The organism is Bacillus inaquosorum KCTC 13429, from assembly GCF_000332645.1.
In the GTDB taxonomy this organism is placed as follows: Bacteria; Bacillota; Bacilli; order Bacillales; family Bacillaceae; genus Bacillus; species Bacillus inaquosorum.
The window spans coordinates 187,340-203,672 of record NZ_AMXN01000006.1 but is presented as its reverse complement, the minus strand read 5'-3'; the positions used below and the strand labels follow the sequence as shown (position 1 = coordinate 203,672).

The 16,333-nt window shown below is 35.1% G+C and carries 15 protein-coding genes and 1 pseudogene; 7 read left to right on the top strand and 9 right to left on the bottom strand.

The genetic code is table 11. The features are described from left to right. Positions 1 to 46: 46 nt before the first annotated feature. Entirely contained in the window at positions 47 to 457 is a 411-nt protein-coding gene (locus tag BSI_RS05280; RefSeq protein ID WP_003240524.1) for an Lrp/AsnC family transcriptional regulator, read from the bottom strand. A 240-nt stretch (positions 458 to 697) separates the two neighbouring features. Here BSI_RS05280 and BSI_RS05285 point away from each other — a divergent pair, with 240 nt between their 5' ends. Beyond that, the gene (locus tag BSI_RS05285; RefSeq protein ID WP_003240521.1) at positions 698 to 1,459 is read left to right on the top strand and encodes an MBL fold metallo-hydrolase; all 762 of its coding nucleotides are present in this window, start codon (positions 698 to 700) and stop codon (positions 1,457 to 1,459) included. Positions 1,460 to 1,747: 288 nt separating this feature from the next. Here the strand turns inward: BSI_RS05285 and fumC are convergent, their stop codons facing one another. Further along, positions 1,748 to 3,136: a class II fumarate hydratase gene (gene fumC, locus BSI_RS05290; protein WP_003240519.1), complete on the bottom strand. Its 1,389-nt coding sequence runs from the start codon at positions 3,134 to 3,136 to the stop codon at positions 1,748 to 1,750. A 169-nt stretch (positions 3,137 to 3,305) separates the two neighbouring features. Here fumC and BSI_RS05295 point away from each other — a divergent pair, with 169 nt between their 5' ends. Continuing rightward, the gene (locus BSI_RS05295) at positions 3,306 to 4,196 is read left to right on the top strand and encodes a LysR family transcriptional regulator (protein WP_003240517.1); all 891 of its coding nucleotides are present in this window, start codon (positions 3,306 to 3,308) and stop codon (positions 4,194 to 4,196) included. Between the two features lie 158 nt (positions 4,197 to 4,354). On the opposite strand, the gene BSI_RS23315 is transcribed toward BSI_RS05295, so the two are convergent. The 3 genes from BSI_RS23315 to BSI_RS05310 all read right to left on the bottom strand — a co-directional run bounded on the left by BSI_RS23315 (position 4,355) and on the right by BSI_RS05310 (position 7,728). Next, positions 4,355 to 4,738 carry a VTT domain-containing protein gene (locus BSI_RS23315; protein WP_373695040.1) on the bottom strand — a complete coding sequence of 128 codons (384 nt, stop codon included), beginning with the start codon at positions 4,736 to 4,738 and terminating at the stop codon, positions 4,355 to 4,357. A 204-nt stretch (positions 4,739 to 4,942) separates the two neighbouring features. Beyond that, the gene (gene brnQ / locus BSI_RS05305) at positions 4,943 to 6,301 is read right to left on the bottom strand and encodes a branched-chain amino acid transport system II carrier protein (RefSeq protein WP_003240513.1); all 1,359 of its coding nucleotides are present in this window, start codon (positions 6,299 to 6,301) and stop codon (positions 4,943 to 4,945) included. Between the two features lie 443 nt (positions 6,302 to 6,744). After that, positions 6,745 to 7,728, bottom strand: coding sequence for a proline racemase family protein (locus BSI_RS05310; RefSeq protein ID WP_003240511.1), 984 nt, complete (start codon positions 7,726 to 7,728; stop codon positions 6,745 to 6,747). Positions 7,729 to 7,930: 202 nt separating this feature from the next. Between BSI_RS05310 and BSI_RS05315 the strand changes: the two genes are divergently transcribed. Next, on the top strand, positions 7,931 to 9,307 hold the full coding sequence (locus tag BSI_RS05315) for a sigma-54 interaction domain-containing protein (protein WP_003240509.1): 1,377 nt from the start codon (positions 7,931 to 7,933) through the stop codon (positions 9,305 to 9,307). A gap of 363 nt (positions 9,308 to 9,670) precedes the next feature. Beyond that, on the top strand, positions 9,671 to 10,528 hold the full coding sequence (locus BSI_RS05320; protein ID WP_003240507.1) for a YitT family protein: 858 nt from the start codon (positions 9,671 to 9,673) through the stop codon (positions 10,526 to 10,528). Between the two features lie 81 nt (positions 10,529 to 10,609). Here the strand turns inward: BSI_RS05320 and BSI_RS23140 are convergent. Both BSI_RS23140 and BSI_RS05325 read right to left on the bottom strand, forming a co-directional pair. Then, a pseudogene (locus BSI_RS23140) lies at positions 10,610 to 10,696 on the bottom strand (GNAT family N-acetyltransferase); the annotation flags it as partial. A gap of 37 nt (positions 10,697 to 10,733) precedes the next feature. After that, a complete protein-coding gene (locus BSI_RS05325; RefSeq protein ID WP_003240506.1) occupies positions 10,734 to 11,279 on the bottom strand; it encodes a TetR/AcrR family transcriptional regulator in 546 nt (181 codons plus the stop codon). 444 nt (positions 11,280 to 11,723) lie between these two features. Here BSI_RS05325 and BSI_RS05330 point away from each other — a divergent pair, with 444 nt between their 5' ends. Both BSI_RS05330 and BSI_RS05335 read left to right on the top strand, forming a co-directional pair. Then, on the top strand, positions 11,724 to 11,999 hold the full coding sequence (locus BSI_RS05330; protein ID WP_003240502.1) for an HPr family phosphocarrier protein: 276 nt from the start codon (positions 11,724 to 11,726) through the stop codon (positions 11,997 to 11,999). A gap of 99 nt (positions 12,000 to 12,098) precedes the next feature. Next, positions 12,099 to 13,268, top strand: a complete 1,170-nt coding sequence (locus tag BSI_RS05335; protein WP_003240500.1) for an MFS transporter — start codon at positions 12,099 to 12,101, stop codon at positions 13,266 to 13,268. A 125-nt stretch (positions 13,269 to 13,393) separates the two neighbouring features. Here BSI_RS05335 and BSI_RS05340 read toward each other — a convergent pair whose 3' ends face one another. Together BSI_RS05340 and BSI_RS0121460 are read right to left on the bottom strand one after the other, a co-directional pair. Beyond that, the gene (locus tag BSI_RS05340) at positions 13,394 to 13,987 is read right to left on the bottom strand and encodes a YdeI/OmpD-associated family protein (protein WP_003240498.1); all 594 of its coding nucleotides are present in this window, start codon (positions 13,985 to 13,987) and stop codon (positions 13,394 to 13,396) included. Between the two features lie 577 nt (positions 13,988 to 14,564). Further along, positions 14,565 to 14,942 (bottom strand): YdeH family membrane protein, encoded by a 378-nt coding sequence (locus tag BSI_RS0121460; protein ID WP_032732233.1) that lies wholly within the window; start codon positions 14,940 to 14,942, stop codon positions 14,565 to 14,567. Between the two features lie 492 nt (positions 14,943 to 15,434). Between BSI_RS0121460 and BSI_RS05345 the strand changes: the two genes are divergently transcribed. After that, on the top strand, positions 15,435 to 16,322 hold the full coding sequence (locus BSI_RS05345; RefSeq protein WP_003240496.1) for an AraC family transcriptional regulator: 888 nt from the start codon (positions 15,435 to 15,437) through the stop codon (positions 16,320 to 16,322). Positions 16,323 to 16,333: the final 11 nt, after the last annotated feature.

Below are 16,333 nucleotides of genomic sequence, written 5' to 3'. Positions count from 1 at the left end.
GGACTTAGACCTCACAGATTATTTAGCTATTAAAGAGAAAGAGCCTCTACTTGTTAATCACAATCGATAATTTATAATTGACATGCTTGTTTAATTCCACTAAAAATTGATCTAACGCTTCATTAGACGGAAATCTGCATTCAAGAAGATAACAGCCATCCCCGCTGATTTTATAATTATTGATGACATATTTCTCCTGTGTTTTGATAAATGACAGGTATGGCTGATGATGGGTGCTTTTTGTATAGATATTAAGCAAAGCATGTATATAACACCCTAATTTCACTTGGTTCACTTTAATTGTATATCCCTCAATGACACCGTTGTCTTCTAATTTGGCTACCCTTGAGGCTGCTGCTTGACCTGTTAAATGAACTTTCTCACCTAATTCTTTCATTGTAATACGGCTATTTTGAGATAACTCCTCTAATATTTGCATGTCTGTGTGATCCAACATGAAATCAAATCCCTTCTAAAATCTTTCTGTTCATCATCTCTCTAAAAGGTGCAGTCCTGCACATTACTTTAACATTCGTTTCATTTAATTAACCTGATTCTGCCTTAATGACAATTTATACAAAATAAATTACATACTTTCAAAAATCAAGTCAATCGACAGAAAGACTTGATTTGTTCCATGTATTTATTCAGCGGCTGCCCGTAAACTATACACATCTAAAAAAAAGGAGTGTTATACATGAACATTCAACAAATCCGTAATGCCACACTTGTTGTCAAATATGCAGGCAAAACGTTTTTAATAGATCCCATGTTGGCTGAGAAGGGTGCTTATCCGCCATTTCCAAACGCGCCAAGACAGGATCAAAACAACCCTTTAGTTGAATTGCCAGCCTCTGTAGACCATATTATTAACGATATTGATGCTGTTATTGTTACCCATCTACACCTCGACCATTGGGATGAGGCGGCTAAAAAGGTATTGCCAAAAGATATCAAGCTGTTCTCCCAAAATGAAGAAGATGCAACAGAAATACGAAATGCCGGTTTCAAAAACGTCGAAGTTTTAACAAAAGATACAGTCTTTGAAGGCATTCAGTTAATAAAAACAAAAGGCGAACACGGAAGAGGAGAAATTCTAAAACTTGCAGGTCTTGTATGCGGCGTTGTGTTCAAACACCAAAGTGAGAAAACATTATATATCGCCGGAGATACAGTCTGGTATGATGCGGTTCAAGAAGAGATTGATACACATCAGCCGGACATCATTGTAGTGAACGGCGGAGATAATCAATTCTTTGAAGGCGGTTCTCTCGTCATGGGTAAAGAAGATATCTATGAAACGTATAAGGCTGCTGCAAAAGCAAAAATCATCGTGAGCCACATGGAGGCTGTCAACCATTGGGGATTATCAAGAGAAGAATTAAAATCTTTTATTCATGAAAAAGGAATCTCCTCTCGTGTCTTAGTGCCTGATGATGGTGAATCATATTCATTATAAATGTTTATTGAAGGACAGAATGGGCATTGAAAACAATTTTTTTGAAACGGTTGAAAAAGACTTCTGCCCTAATAAACTTTGTATTCTACCCGCAATTAGATAGACTGATTCCTGGTGCAAAGATTTAATAGAATCTGAAAAAATAAACGGGGAAATCCGTTATGTTTTCTCTCATGATTCCTTTGGAGTATTTAAAATTTCCTCTATTGAAACTTATGTCAATGGTTTCATCACAATTGAAATAAAAAACTAGTTACTGATTAGTAACTAGTTTTTATCTTAAAAGATTTAAATGTTTGGTTTCACCATATCTTCTGGCTTAACCATCTCATCAAATTGTTCTTCCGTTAATAATTCGAGTTGCACAGCAGCCTCTTTTAACGTCAAGCCTTCTTTATGAGCAAACTTGGCAATTTTTGCTGAATTTTCATATCCGATATAAGGATTCAATGCTGTGACAAGCATCAAAGAGCCGGAAAGATTTTCCTCAATGGTTTTCTTATTAGGTTCAATACCAACCGCACAATGATCATGGAAAGATTTTATTCCATCACTCAGTAACTGTACGGATTGAAGGAAGTTATAGATGATAACTGGTTTAAATACATTGAGTTCAAAGTTGCCCTGACTTGAAGCAAAACCAATAGTTGCATCATTCCCCATAATTTGAGCCGCAATCATGGTAAGGGCTTCACATTGTGTAGGGTTAACTTTACCGGGCATAATGGAGCTGCCGGGCTCATTTTCCGGGATTGAAATTTCCCCGATACCACAGCGGGGACCGCTTGCAAGCCATCTAACATCGTTCGCAATTTTCATTAAGTCAGCAGCTAATGCCTTCATAGCACCATGTACATATGTTATTTCATCATGACTAGTTAAGGCATGAAACTTATTAGGTGAACTTTTAAAATGTTGGCCTGTAAACTTCGAGATTTCCTCTGAGACAACCTCTCCAAACTGTGGATGTGCGTTAATGCCTGTCCCTACAGCCGTACCCCCGATAGCAAGCTCACGCATTTTTTCAGTTGCTTCCAATATCATTTCTTTCGAACGGTCAATCATATATACCCAACCGCTAATTTCTTGTCCAAGAGTTAAAGGTGTAGCATCTTGAAGATGTGTACGTCCTATTTTTACAATGTCATTGAATTTTTTTGCTTTTTCATCTAATGTGTTCCGAAGTTGATCAAGTGCAGGAACTAATTGTTCATAGATAGCTAATACACCTGCAACATGCATCGCTGTTGGGAAAGTGTCATTCGAACTTTGACTGCGGTTGACATCATCATTTGGATGTATGGTTTGTATAGAGCCTTTCTCTTTTAATAAAGCTGTTGCAAGGTTTGCTACAACTTCGTTAACATTCATATTGCTTTGTGTTCCGCTTCCCGTCTGCCAAACAACGAGTGGAAAATTATCATCATATTTGCCTTCAAGAATTTCATCACAAACTGCTGTAATAACCTCTGTTTTTTCACTATCCAAATTACCTAGACGATTATTAGCAATAGCTGTACTGCGCTTCAATATAGCAAAAGCCTTAACAATACGGTTAGGCATTTTTTCAGAACCTATTTTGAAGTTCTCTTTACTACGTTGTGTTTGCGCCCCCCAAAACTTATCAGCAGGCACCTTTATTTCTCCAAAAGTATCCTTTTCAATTCGATAGCTCATTTAATAGTTCCTCCTTTTGAACACCCTAATTAATTTAATATTTATATAAAATTTTATTTATTTTGCCGATGAATTTATCATAACACTCATAAATTATGATGTATAATGCATAATAAATATGATTTTAATTCATTTATGTAATGATTTATAAAAAGAGAGGATTTTTTTAATGGAATGGGAACAATTAGAGTACTTCCAAACTCTTGCTCGTATACAGCATGTAACGAAAGCTGCTGAAACTTTATCAATTACACAGCCAGCACTTTCTCGATCTATTGTTAGATTAGAAAATCATTTAGGTGTTCCGCTTTTTGATAGACAAGGCCGGTCCATTAAATTAAATAAGTATGGGGAAATATTCCTCAAGAGGGTTGATTCCATAATTAAAGAATTTACTGAAGGAAAGGAAGCAATTCAATCTCTTTTAAAACCGGATCAAGGTGAAGTGTCTTTAGGCTTTTTACATACCCTGGGTACAACAATCGTTCCACATTTAATTGGAACATTTAAAAATAATTACCCAAAAGTTCATTTTCAACTAAACCAGTCTCACTCTAATTTGCTTTTAGATAAACTAAAATCAGGTGAACTTGATCTCTGCCTACTTGCTTCTTTTCCAGCCGAATCAAATATAATGTGGAAACCCTTATGGAAGGAGGAGCTCTTTTTATTTTTGCCAAAAAATCATGTGTTAGCTACTCGTGAGGATATTACGTTAAACGAAATTGCTAATGAGCCTTTTGTTTTAATGAAAGAAGGTTTCGCTCTTCGAGTGACAATAGATCATATTTTTGAACAGGTTAATATTACCCCAAACATTGTATTTGAAGGTGAAGAAGCTGCTACAATCGCAGGTTTTGTTGCAGCGGGTCTTGGCGTTTCAATTCTTCCTGATTTTAAAGGCTTAGACCAAACAAATATCGTAAAGGTACGTATTAGTTGGCCAAGGTTTGAGCGTGTAGTCGGTATTTCTTGGATTGAAGGGAAGTATCTATCACCTGTCACTGAAAACTTCAAGCAATATATCATCAATCAGTTTCCTCAAATAGATTCGATATAGTATTAAGTTACTGTCATTGCTGGAATGTACAGGATACTCTAGAAAAACTCACATAAAAAAGATACCAGTTTTGCATGGTATCTTCTTTCATATATCCTTTCTTTATTGCGCTCCTGTATTTACTGAACATCACGTCATATACGATCTATAGTTTATCCCTACACGCTTTGCTTCTGCTTAAGAATGTTCCACATTTTAATGGATACAACAGAAATCAAAACAAATGATACGATAACTAATACAGTACCCACTAAAGACTCACTGAAGTTGATCACAATAAAGCTAGAAAATATTAATAGAGGGATATTCGTAATAATTACAGTTAAAATGTAAACACGATACTTTAACCCAACGGCTGCTGATAAAAAACACACGACATCTGTTGGGGCTATCGGACAAATCATCCCCAATGCCAAAAACTTATAATTGTAAGTCTCCAATAATTTTTTTAAATCTGGATGTTTACGCTCCAAATTCTTCACCATTTTTCCGCTTGAAAACATTTTCGAAAAAAGATAAACCAAGGTTTCGGTTAAAAAAATGCTGCCCTATTCACAGTAATAAACTTATAAAAAAACAAGGCAATTTTAAAAATCGGCTTGTTCCCTAAACATTTTACAAATCAATACTGAACCAGGTTACACGTTTAGTTACTTTATGGCTTACACTCCAAAGCACCATTCCCTGTATTGAATTTATCCCTCTGCTGCCTTTTACGAGCATATTCGATTTGCATAAGGTGTTACTTAAATTTTAGTGATCTCTCTTCCCGGTTTATTAATCAAAATGGCCGGTTCTTTTCTTGCTTTTGCGGCTAGCAGCCCTATAATAAATCCTATCAAGCCTGTAGTCATCCATCCTACTCCATTTTCAAATAACGGAATAAATCCAAAGATATGATTGACGACTTCTGTTAAAAAATTCACTTCCTTTAGGGCATCGAGGATTGCGACAAATCCTACACCAATTACTGTAGCTATATAAACTGATCTATGACCGCTAAACAAATTATTTGTGAAAATTAATACAATCAAGGCAATCGCTATAGGATAGAGTAATAATAGTATTGGAAATGTGAATGTCAGTATAGTACTGAGACCAAAGTTTGTAATAACAAAACTTAAAATAGAAAATATGATCAACCATTTTTTATACGAGACCGAAGGGACAATCCTTTCGAAATACTCAGATACAGCTGCTAAACAGGCAATATTGGTTGTAATCCCCGTTAAAAAAATAACGGTTCCAATGATGCAAATTCCAAACGGGCCAAATAGAGTAATCGCGCTCTGTGCTAACACTTCTCCGCCATTTTCTTTAAAACCAATCGCCTCCACACTAGAAGCTCCTATCCATGCCATTGAAATTTGCAAAGCGACTAAACCAATTATTGTGATAATCCCCGCTTTAATAAATAAAGTGGATACTTCCTTTTCACAACTAATACCTAAGGAACTGATACTTTTAATGAATATCCCTCCAAAAACAAAAGCTGCGAGAACATCCATTGTATAATATCCTTCAGTTACTCCTTTTAAAAAAACTCCGCTCATATACTCTTTCTGAGGCTCACCTATACTTCCCATAGGGGTAATAAGCGATTTTGCAATTAAAATGATTATTAATATTGAAAATACTGGCGTGATAATCTTACCTAGCCGGCCCACAAACTTTGTTGTATTCCATGAGAGAATGATTGTTAGAAAAGTAAATACAAAAGAGAAAATAAGTAAATAAATACTTGTATTCGTTTTTGTATCAACTAATGGATTTATAGCAATTTCGTATAAGACAGAGTTTGTCCGCGGAATAACGTAAATAGGACCGAGCATAAGGAAAAGCAATAATACGAATATTGAGGCAAAAAGCGGATGTACTCTCTCTGCAAGTTTTTCGACAGTTCCTCCTCCGCGAGTTAAAGCAATAATTGCAAGCAGAACCAGCCCAACTCCAGTTATTAAGAATCCACTCATTGCAATCCAAGTATTTGTTCCTGCTTGTTGACCTACCATCGGAGCAAAAATGACGTTTCCTGCACCTAAAAACATGGAAAAAAGCATCAATCCGATTGCAAGAACCTGTGAAAAAGGCAGGCTTTTCTTCATTATTATTCCCCCTCTGTCGAAATAAATCTATATTCTCTATCTAAAAGATAAATCAGTATTTTCTATTACCGATAATGATCCAAAAACAAAAGACTGAGGTAATGGAAATGATTGAAACGGAATCTAAAAATAGTAGTTTTATCATCCTATAAAGGAAATTTTGTGGTCATGTGTTCCGATATCTGTTTTTGCGCCTTAATTGCTTCCTGTTTGTCAAAAACAAATACACCCAGATTGTCAATCGTTGCAGAAATACCCTGAGCATTTAATGCCTTGCCTTACAACCATTTCTTCAATAATTGTACCGGCAACAACAGACTGCGCTCCAAGCTAGCCCCAACGTTTTGCACAGTTATTAAGCAATTTATTTTGAGAAGGCAATAACAAAAAATCTTTTGTGAGTCCCCCATTTAAACTCGTGACACCAGCGATAAACAATTTACCTATTTAAATAAAAAGCCTTCCTTATACGGATCAGTTGCCTCCAATGAGAACTTGTGAATACCAGTCATCCACGCAGCTCCAGTAATTTTAGGTATGATAGCTCTAAAATCCCCAACCTTCGTATAATCAATTACTGTGCCTTTAAACTTGGAGCCAATGATGCTTTCCTGAATGATGTACTCACCTGGTTTAAGCTCTAATGTTGATAGCTTGGCGCATGTACCTGTTCCACAAGGGGACCTGTCGATTTGTCCATCTCCAAACACAACTGCATTCTTATAATGATTCTTGCCTAACTCTAAACTAAATTCGACGAGATCAATTTTATTTATTTCTGGTATGTCAGGATGCCTGATGTTTAATTGTTCATTTGCAGCCCTTCTAATGGCCATACCGAGCGGTGCTATTTTGTCTTGTTCTTCAATGTTAAGTTCGAGACTTAACTGTTCGGCATCGACTATTGCAAAAAAACTTCCTCCAAAGGCTACATCTATCGTTAAATAGCCAATGTCTTCAACGTATACGCTTATATCCTTTTCTAATAAAAATGCTGGAACATTAATGAAAGATACTTCTTTCACTTTTTCTTTCTCGTAGACTACATGGCACTCAACTATTCCAGAAGGCGTATCAAGTAAAACTTTGTCCTTTCTGTCAATTAGGCCATTATTAATAGCAATCGTAATAGATGCAATCGTTCCATGACCGCACATATTTAAATAACTGCCGCTATCCATAAATAAAACACCCAGGTCGCATTTTGAATGACACGGCTCAGTTAAGATGGCTCCAAACATATTGAGATGCCCCCTTGGTTCATGCATAAGAAGTTTACGGATATGATCCATTCTAGCTATCATAAAATGCTTTTTTTCCATCATGGACTTACCTTGGATCTTTGGTATTCCCCCTACTACTATTCTTGCTGCTTCTCCCATGGTATGAGCATCAATAGTCTCAATATAACTTTGCAGTAATTCCATTAATCGATAACCTCCAATTTACAAATTTAAAAGGATATCAATTAATAATGCAAATATTGTGCCAATTTTAAGTATTGTTATTAGTAGCGTAATTGCAACTATTTCGCCAATTGATTACAATAAAATCGTTAATTAACTTTACATTATTGTAAACAAAGTGACATTTACACTTTACAACCATTTCCTCAAAAGGATGTATGCCATGAAAGATATATCAAACGAGCATTTGCTCTATTATTTGAATACATTAATAGAAACCAGCTCTGATGCGATTACAATTATCAATTCGTCCGGAAAAGTAGTTTATTGGAATTCACATGCACAGGAAATGTACGGGATACCGCTTGAAGATATCAAAAATAAGAAGATTAGTGATTTTTTCAAAAAAGAGGATTTGAAACTGTTAGAAATACTTGAAACCAATAAACCGGTCTTTAATGTCTATCATCAGCCTAGGCCTGATAAACATGTATTAATAAGCTCTTCCCCTATTTTCGATGAAAAGCAAGAATTAATAGGAGCCATTTCAATAGATCAAGATATAACAAATATTGTAATGTTAAACGAAAAATTGACATTGCGGACTACGGAGCTACAGAAAATAAAGCAGCAATATAAATTACAAAAACATTTAGATCCTTTATCTGAAATAAAAGGACATAGTGCTGCTATACAAAATGCAAAGGGATTGGCGTTGAAGGTGGCAAAAACTGATGCTACGGTTTTAATTTATGGGGAAAGTGGAGTTGGAAAAGAACTTTTTGCCCAAGGCATCCATGAAGCCAGTTTAAGAAAGGAGCAACCATTTATTCCAATTAACTGCGGTGCGATCCCAGAAGCCCTTTTTGAAAGTGAATTTTTCGGCTATGAAAAAGGGTCTTTTACTGGTGCCCACAAATCTGGAAAACAAGGGAAAGTAGAAATGGCTGATGGCGGCACTTTATTTTTAGATGAGATTGGCATGCTGCCGCTCGATATGCAAGTAAAATTATTAAGGATATTGCAAGAGAGAGAAGTGTATCGGATAGGAGGAAATACGGCCATAAAAGTTGATATCAGAATTGTTGCGGCAACTAATAGCCACCTAGAGGAAATGGTCAAAAAAGGAGCATTTCGTGAAGACCTATATTATCGTTTAAATGTTGTTACTCTAAATATTCCTCCTCTCCGAGATAGAAATGAAGATATTTCTCTATTGGTTAAAAACTTTGCACAAGAATATTCAACAAAATATCAAAAAGAAACACCGGCTTTAATGGATAGCGCAATGGAATTGTTTACAAGCTATAGATGGCCTGGGAATGTTAGAGAACTTAGGAATGTAGTAGAAAGAATGATTATATTTACGGATAAACTAAATATTAGCGCTGAGGATATTAAAAATGTGTTTCCTGTGGTGACCATAGATAAAAATATAAATAAAGAAGGACTAGCCCATGAGAAAGCTTTATTAGAAAAAGATAAGATCAGGGAAGTTTTAAAAGAAACATATGGAAATAAAAGTGCTGCAGCAAAAATACTTGGGATTTCAAGGGTGAGTCTTTATAACAAGATAAAACAATATAATATTAAAATATAATGATAATCTGCTTAAACTCCTATTCATAATCGTATTCACATCTGATCACGATCGAAGCAACATATAGCTTATACAGCGAAAAACTATATAAATTTTGATTACGTGTGTACTAATAATCTATTTACAATTAATATTGACATCAATCAGGGAAATTTATATAATCACCGGAGATATCGAGCAATCCTCTCAAATGATTTTTTAAGATGTACTTTTAATTGAATAAATTATTTTGAGGAAAGTAGAGAAATAAATAAGTATCGTAATTCTTTCGTCTTAGAAATTGATTATGTTTTTAACATAACAATATCTGAGACGTTTTTTATTATTTTTTATGCAAATCCTATAGAAAAGGAGGTTTTTATAATGAAAAATATTTACAAAGATGTCCTTTTAATTATCATTGGAACATTTCTAATTGCTGCATCTATTGAGTTTTTTGTTATTCCAAATAAATTAGGTGATGGAAGCACAGTTGGTATTGCTTTAGTTTTATATTATCTATTTCATATACCAACAAGTATAAGTACGTTTCTAATAAACCTTGTTTTTATAGCTGCAGCTTATAAATTCTTAACAAAGAAAACGATCCTTTATACCACATTCGGGGCCATTATGACCTCTGTTTTTCTAAAAATTGTAAGCTTTATTCCATTTGCCATCCATGACATCATTTTAGGTATTGTGTTTGGAGCTTTATTGATGGGGGCAGGGCTCGCCATGATTTTTATTGCAGATGGTTCTACCGGAGGAACCACTCTTATGGCTTATTTATTAAATTATACTAAAGGGTATAGTATTTCAAAAAGCTTATTCTATATGGATAGCTTCATTATATTTGCCTCCATATTTGCTGTGGGAATTAATAACACATTATACACGTTTATTTTTGTTTATTTGTGCGTCAAGATCGTCGATATAATGATTGAAGGTTTTCATAATAAGAAAGCTATGACCATTATGTCAGATCAATATGAAAAAATTGCACAGTTCATTACTAGTGAGTTCGGCAGCGCCGCAACTATATTTTATGGATATGGTTATTATGCTAATAAGGATAAACGTATTATCTATGTTGTCATTAAAAAGAACGAGCTGCTAAAAATTAAAAAGAGTGTTCAAGACATTGATCCAAACTCCTTTATCGTTATTCATGAGGTGAAAGAAGCGGTAGGCGGGAAATTCGGATTGATGAACAATAAGTTAGCTAAAAAGGCAAATTAAATATAAACTCATTTTAATTTATTTGATGATTTTTGAGGGAGAGTGGAGGAGTGCTTGTTAAAAAGCTCACTCCTCCCTTAATAAAATTGAATACACAAATGTTGGGCAACATTTGTTTTGAAACAATGTTATCAAGCCATTATATTTTTCTTTGCTTAACTCTTGCAAACTGACAACTCCTTGGAGAATCCTAGAAGTAGATAAATTATACAATCCTCTCTAACAATTCCCCCACTTTTTCTGCCATGACACGAGGCGAATAAGGCATTTCGTTTTTTAACCACCATTCCACTACCCCTACGTAAGCATTTGCAACAAATTCAACAATGACATCTTCACTTTGGCCGTGATTTTTTCCTTTCGTTATATCGACATCTTTCTTAAACTCTTCGATATTAAACTTAAGGAATTGACTGCGAAAATATCGCGCTCCTTCACTGGCTAACATCGTTGAAAAGAATAAATAATTACTCTCAAGGTATTCCATGCAGTGTACAGTCGATTCAATCCAATCCATTTCAGCTGCTGATTCACAAAAATCTCCCATATTATTTATATGTTCTTCCATGATTTTATCCAACAGATCAAATTTATCTAAATAATGAAGATAGATGGTTCCTCGATTAACATTTGCTCTGTCAGCAATATCCTTAATTGTAATGTGATCAAAACTTTTTTCAGTCATCAGCTCAATCAGAGCCCTCTTAATAGCTTCTTGGCTTTTTGTTATTCTTCTATCCACTTTGGTCATAGCTGGTCACCAAACTTTCTTAAGATAATCAACAATTTCGTTTGAAATGTTGAATAATCAACAAATTGCATGAATTTAACCATTGTACACACTATTTTTCTATTTACAATAATAAACAACTGCTGATTCATTAATCAATAATGCTTTTCCTTTTCAAATGACGTCAATGTCCATTTTAGTTACAAAATCCTATTCTGTTCATCGCAGGTGAAAATGCCACTCCAGGTACTTCAGCGAAGATACTTACAAATTGGCGGCAAACTCAATGCAGGGTATGTGGATCTGTACGACAAAAAGCAGCACATCCCGTTTTACAAGCTAGAGTCCTTCTTCGAAGAGAATCTGAAGAAAAAATGAGGCTTTTTTAAAACCTCCTCTCTTAGCTTTTTAAAAAGATTTTATTAAAGGCTACATTGTGTCAATCATGATCATATGAGGTGAAGAATGATTAAAAAACAATTTACGATCATTAAGGAAACAGGATTTGCGAGACCAGCAACCTTGTTAGTAAGTTTATCTCATCGATTTACATCAGATATTTTTCTTAAATATCGAGGAAAAACTGTTAATCTAAAACACTCACCTAAATCCATAATGGATATTATGGACTTAGGAATAAATCCTGGAACCCAAATATATATACAGGCTGATGGAGCTGACGAGGCGCAGGCTATACAATACATTAAAGATTATTTAATAAAAAGAGATTATGTACAGTAAACTTGATGTCCGCCCATCAAAGGTGGGCCGGATATATATACCCTAAAAAATGTAAACTTGTAGCCTAATTATTAATGACTGAAGTTAGGAGTTGCTTCTTTGACCAAACGAAATAATTTATTAATATTTATATTGACCGTTGGAACTTTTGGCATTATAAACACCGAAATGGGAGTTATCGGGATATTACCTTTCATTGCTGATTATTTTCATATTAGTGTATCTAAGGCAGGATGGCTGGTGAGCCTCTTTGCACTTACTGTTGCTATATGCGGGCCAACTATGCCGTTATTATTTTCCGGGATAAACCGCAAGAAGGCAATGTTGCTTGTACTTGGTATTTTTGTTCTTGGTAACATAGTCTCTCTATTTGCAACAAACTTTACGATCGCAATAATTGCTCGCGTGGTTCCAGCCATTTTTCATCCCATTTATTTTTCAGCGGCTTTTACAATAGCTGCTCACTCAGTTCCCAAGGAAGAATCACCAAAGGCTGTTGCTAAGGTAATTATGGGAGTGTCTGCAGGTATGGTGCTTGGTGTGCCAATCGCAAGTTTTCTTGCTAGTACGCTTTCGCTTCAAATGGCCATGTCATTCTTTGCTATCGTGAATGCTCTAACATTCATTGCTACATTCGTATTTTTCCCTTCTATGCCTGTTAAAGAAAGACTTTCTTATGGAGCACAGGTAAGCGTATTAAAAAAAACAGTTACTTGGCTTTCCATTATCGCTGTTATTTTAATAAACTCAGCAATATTCGGGGTGTATAGTTATCTTGCGGAATATCTGAAAACAGTTACGGAAATGTCTCCAAATACAATTAGTTTAATATTATTCATCTTCGGGGGGGCAAATATGATTGGAAACATTGCGGCAGGTAAGTTACTCACTAAAAAACCCATCAAATCTGTCATTTTTTATCCATTCATATTAGGAATCGTGTACATCATATTATTTTTAATAGGGCAGTTTACTTTACCTATGGCTATCATTACTTTAGTTTGGGGAATAGTAGCTGGGATAGGAAATAATATCAATCAATATTGGATTACATCTGCAGCTCCAGAAGCTCCTGATTTCGCTAATGGATTATTTTTAACATCCGCTAACTTAGGAACAACCATTGGTACAGCTGCAGGCGGATTATTTATATCAGTATTTGGAATGCAATACGTCGTATTAGTGGGATTTTTATCCGTTGTATTAAGCTTGATATCGATTTTACTAAGAACTTCTTTGTATAGTCCCGAGAAACAATTTTTCAGATAAACTGTATACCCGCAATAAAATGGTAGGTGAAATTTAAAAACATACCAATATCATTTGGTATGTTTCTTGTTTAGACAGACCTTCAGTATTGTGGACAAGTTCCATGTATGTTCTCACCGATCACACTAATCCTTTAATCCCTGTCCATTGAGGATTTTCTCCATATATTTTTCAATCCTTGACTCTCGTGTTTTGGATTGTTTGGCTTGAGAAAAATAAAGAATGTATGCTCTTTGCCGCCCCGGGGTTAATGCTTCAAAAGCAGCTTTCAAGGCAGGGATTTCATCGAATTTACTTTGAAGTTCTTCAGGAATTTTATATTCAGTATCCTTTTTAAAATCCACTTCCAAACCGGCTTTTTCAACCTCAATGGCTTCATGAATATAGGCTTTTAAGATGGTTTCCATTTCAACTATTTCCTGAACATTGGTGAACCGAATCTGGCGTGCCGCCTGTACATTCTCCGTTTGTTGGATGAGAATCCCATGGTCATCCTTTATCAAGGCACCTTTGTGAAACAGAAGCGCACAATATTCTTTAAATCCATGTATTAAAACGATGTTTTTACTATTAAACGTGTAACAAGGATGCTTCCACTTAAATTCTTCGGTCAGCTCAAAGTCAAGACAGATATTTCTTAACTTCTCGTATTCTTCCTTCCACTTTGTAGCTTTACTTAAAAATTCATCAACCTTAGGATTCGTTCTGCTATTTGACATCATGATCCCCCTCTTTCCGGAGCAGTTCGGTTTATTCCTTTGCGTTATTCCACTAACAATTTTTTAGGCTCTTCCCGATTCTACATAGATATCACGCTCTGTTTTTCTTCATCCCCTGCCCTGTCAATTTTATTTTTGACATCACGGTATTTGTTTTATTCTCCTATCATCCATTGTATAGGTTCAAACTATATGATTTATTCAATAGATTAAGCTTACGGTGAAGATTATGCAACCATAAAAAAAGGCTTGGACAAGAAACTGCTGACCGTTTAGAGGACTTACTTTGAGGTAAATAGGAAATTTGCGGGCTGTTGCATTTCACGTCGAGATACATCTCCTGATTTATAATAAACGTTATCAATGCAGGAAATCTTATAAGATATGCCCCGGTACACTTTGCTATTCAAGTGCTACACCCAAGTCATCAAGGGCTATATCCATGTTCATAACATAAAAAACCTACAAAAAAAAGAGAAGGCCTCTTTCCATCGAAATTTGGAATAAAGCCTTCTAACCTTGTTTATTATTTCACCGTCAACTTGGCAGGGATAGTTCATTAAATGTAACGATTTTATTAGTATGTAACTTCTTTATTCTTACCAATTAATAAGGTTACTGCAACACTAGTTATGCTAACTAAAGTTCCTGCAATAGAAAGAAGAATTGTCAAAAAGCCATTGGGAATAAGAAATCCAATTGGAATGAGCCCCATAAAAGTTAAAACAATAAAACATTGGTATACTCCAGATATTATTCGTACAACCCAGTTACCAAAAAAGGACATGACTAAAGGAGGGATGAATAAAAATACAACGATCCCAATTGATATCATTAAAATAATAGGCTCATCAAATGAAATGACATTATCTCCAGGGGAATTTTTAGCAGCCACAAGTACAACAATTATAGACATAATTAGCGTAAGAAAAACCAGAGAAAACCTTTTTAACAACGTTATGACTCCTTTTTTTTAAACGTACTAAAAACGGGTATCCTGCTTTTTTTCAATTTCCATAACCACTTTATGTTATTCAATGAAAAAATATGAATGCAGTTCTATTTTTCATTAATTCTTCTAGTGAATTCTGATAAAGCTCTTGCAATATCAATTCGTTGACGTTGACCTCCTGAAAACTTCACTCCTTTTTCGCCAATACTGTAATGTAACCTTTATCTAACAACATAACAAATTCATGGAAATTAGACAATTCAAAACTTATAGCGCTTCCCAAAAAGAAATTTCAAAACAAACTACCGAATAATTGTTGTAGTATGCATATGTCTTTATAGAATGTTTTAAGAAACCAACTTTTTTAAAATACCTGTACAAAAACAGGTGAATAACATACTTTATTACATATAAGTTATCCTGCAAAACTGTGCACGGAATGTCGGGTAGATACATTTCACTCCTGTTATTCTTTTGTTAAAGGAGGTCAAATAAATGGATTCGCTTAAAAGTATGAATAGAGCATTAACGTATATTGAAGAAAACCTCACTAACGATATTGATTTTAAAGAAGCCGCAAAGCTTGCTTTCTGCTCTGAATATCATTTTAAAAGGATGTTTTCCTTCCTTGCAGGTATTTCATTATCGGAATATATCCGTCGCAGACGTCTTACTCTTGCAGCTTTTGAACTTAAAGACAGCAGCGTAAAGGTTATTGACATTGCAATAAAGTACGGTTATAACTCACCAGATTCCTTTGCACGAGCATTTCAAAATTTGCATGGCATAAGACCATCAGAAGCTAGAAATAATGGCCATTCACTTAAAGCTTATCCACGAATGACCTTCCAATTATCAATCAAAGGAGGAAGTGAAATGAACTATCGTATTGAAGAAAAAGAGGCATTTCGCATCGTTGGCATTAAAAAAAGAGTTCCTATTATTTTCAAAGGAGTTAATCCGGAAATTGCATCTATGTGGGAAAGTTTAGATGAAGAAGCAATAAATAAACTTAAAAAGCTTTCTAATGTAGCGCCTTTGGGTCTGATTAGTGCATCCACGAACTTTTCTGAAGGTCGGTTAGAGGAAAAAGGAGAGCTCGATCACTATATTGGCGCAGCCACAACGAAACAGTGTCCAAATAACCTCTCACAGCTTGAAGTTCCTGCCTCAACGTGGGCTGTATTCGAAGCAATCGGACCATTTCCGGATACACTGCAAGAAGTATGGGGACGCATTTATTCCGAATGGTTCCCATCGTCAAATTATGAACAAATAGAAGGTCCAGAAATACTGTGGAACGAGCATAAGGATGTAACATCGCCATCCTTTAAAAGTGAAATTTGGATACCGATTTCAAAAAAGAGAAATAAGAGGAACTAAAGGTTCTTTAA

Bases quoted from the DNA above. Each gene is read 5' to 3' on its own strand.
- BSI_RS05280 (WP_003240524.1), bottom strand. From the start codon at position 457: ATGTTGGATCACACAGACATGCAAATATTAGAGGAGTTATCTCAAAAT.
- BSI_RS05285 (WP_003240521.1), top strand. From the start codon at position 698: ATGAACATTCAACAAATCCGTAATGCCACACTTGTTGTCAAATATGCA.
- fumC (WP_003240519.1), bottom strand. From the start codon at position 3,136: ATGAGCTATCGAATTGAAAAGGATACTTTTGGAGAAATAAAGGTGCCT.
- BSI_RS05295 (WP_003240517.1), top strand. From the start codon at position 3,306: ATGGAATGGGAACAATTAGAGTACTTCCAAACTCTTGCTCGTATACAG.
- brnQ (WP_003240513.1), bottom strand. From the start codon at position 6,301: ATGAAGAAAAGCCTGCCTTTTTCACAGGTTCTTGCAATCGGATTGATG.
- BSI_RS05310 (WP_003240511.1), bottom strand. From the start codon at position 7,728: ATGGAATTACTGCAAAGTTATATTGAGACTATTGATGCTCATACCATG.
- BSI_RS05315 (WP_003240509.1), top strand. From the start codon at position 7,931: ATGAAAGATATATCAAACGAGCATTTGCTCTATTATTTGAATACATTA.
- BSI_RS05320 (WP_003240507.1), top strand. From the start codon at position 9,671: ATGAAAAATATTTACAAAGATGTCCTTTTAATTATCATTGGAACATTT.
- BSI_RS05325 (WP_003240506.1), bottom strand. From the start codon at position 11,279: ATGACCAAAGTGGATAGAAGAATAACAAAAAGCCAAGAAGCTATTAAG.
- BSI_RS05330 (WP_003240502.1), top strand. From the start codon at position 11,724: ATGATTAAAAAACAATTTACGATCATTAAGGAAACAGGATTTGCGAGA.
- BSI_RS05340 (WP_003240498.1), bottom strand. From the start codon at position 13,987: ATGTCAAATAGCAGAACGAATCCTAAGGTTGATGAATTTTTAAGTAAA.
- BSI_RS05345 (WP_003240496.1), top strand. From the start codon at position 15,435: ATGGATTCGCTTAAAAGTATGAATAGAGCATTAACGTATATTGAAGAA.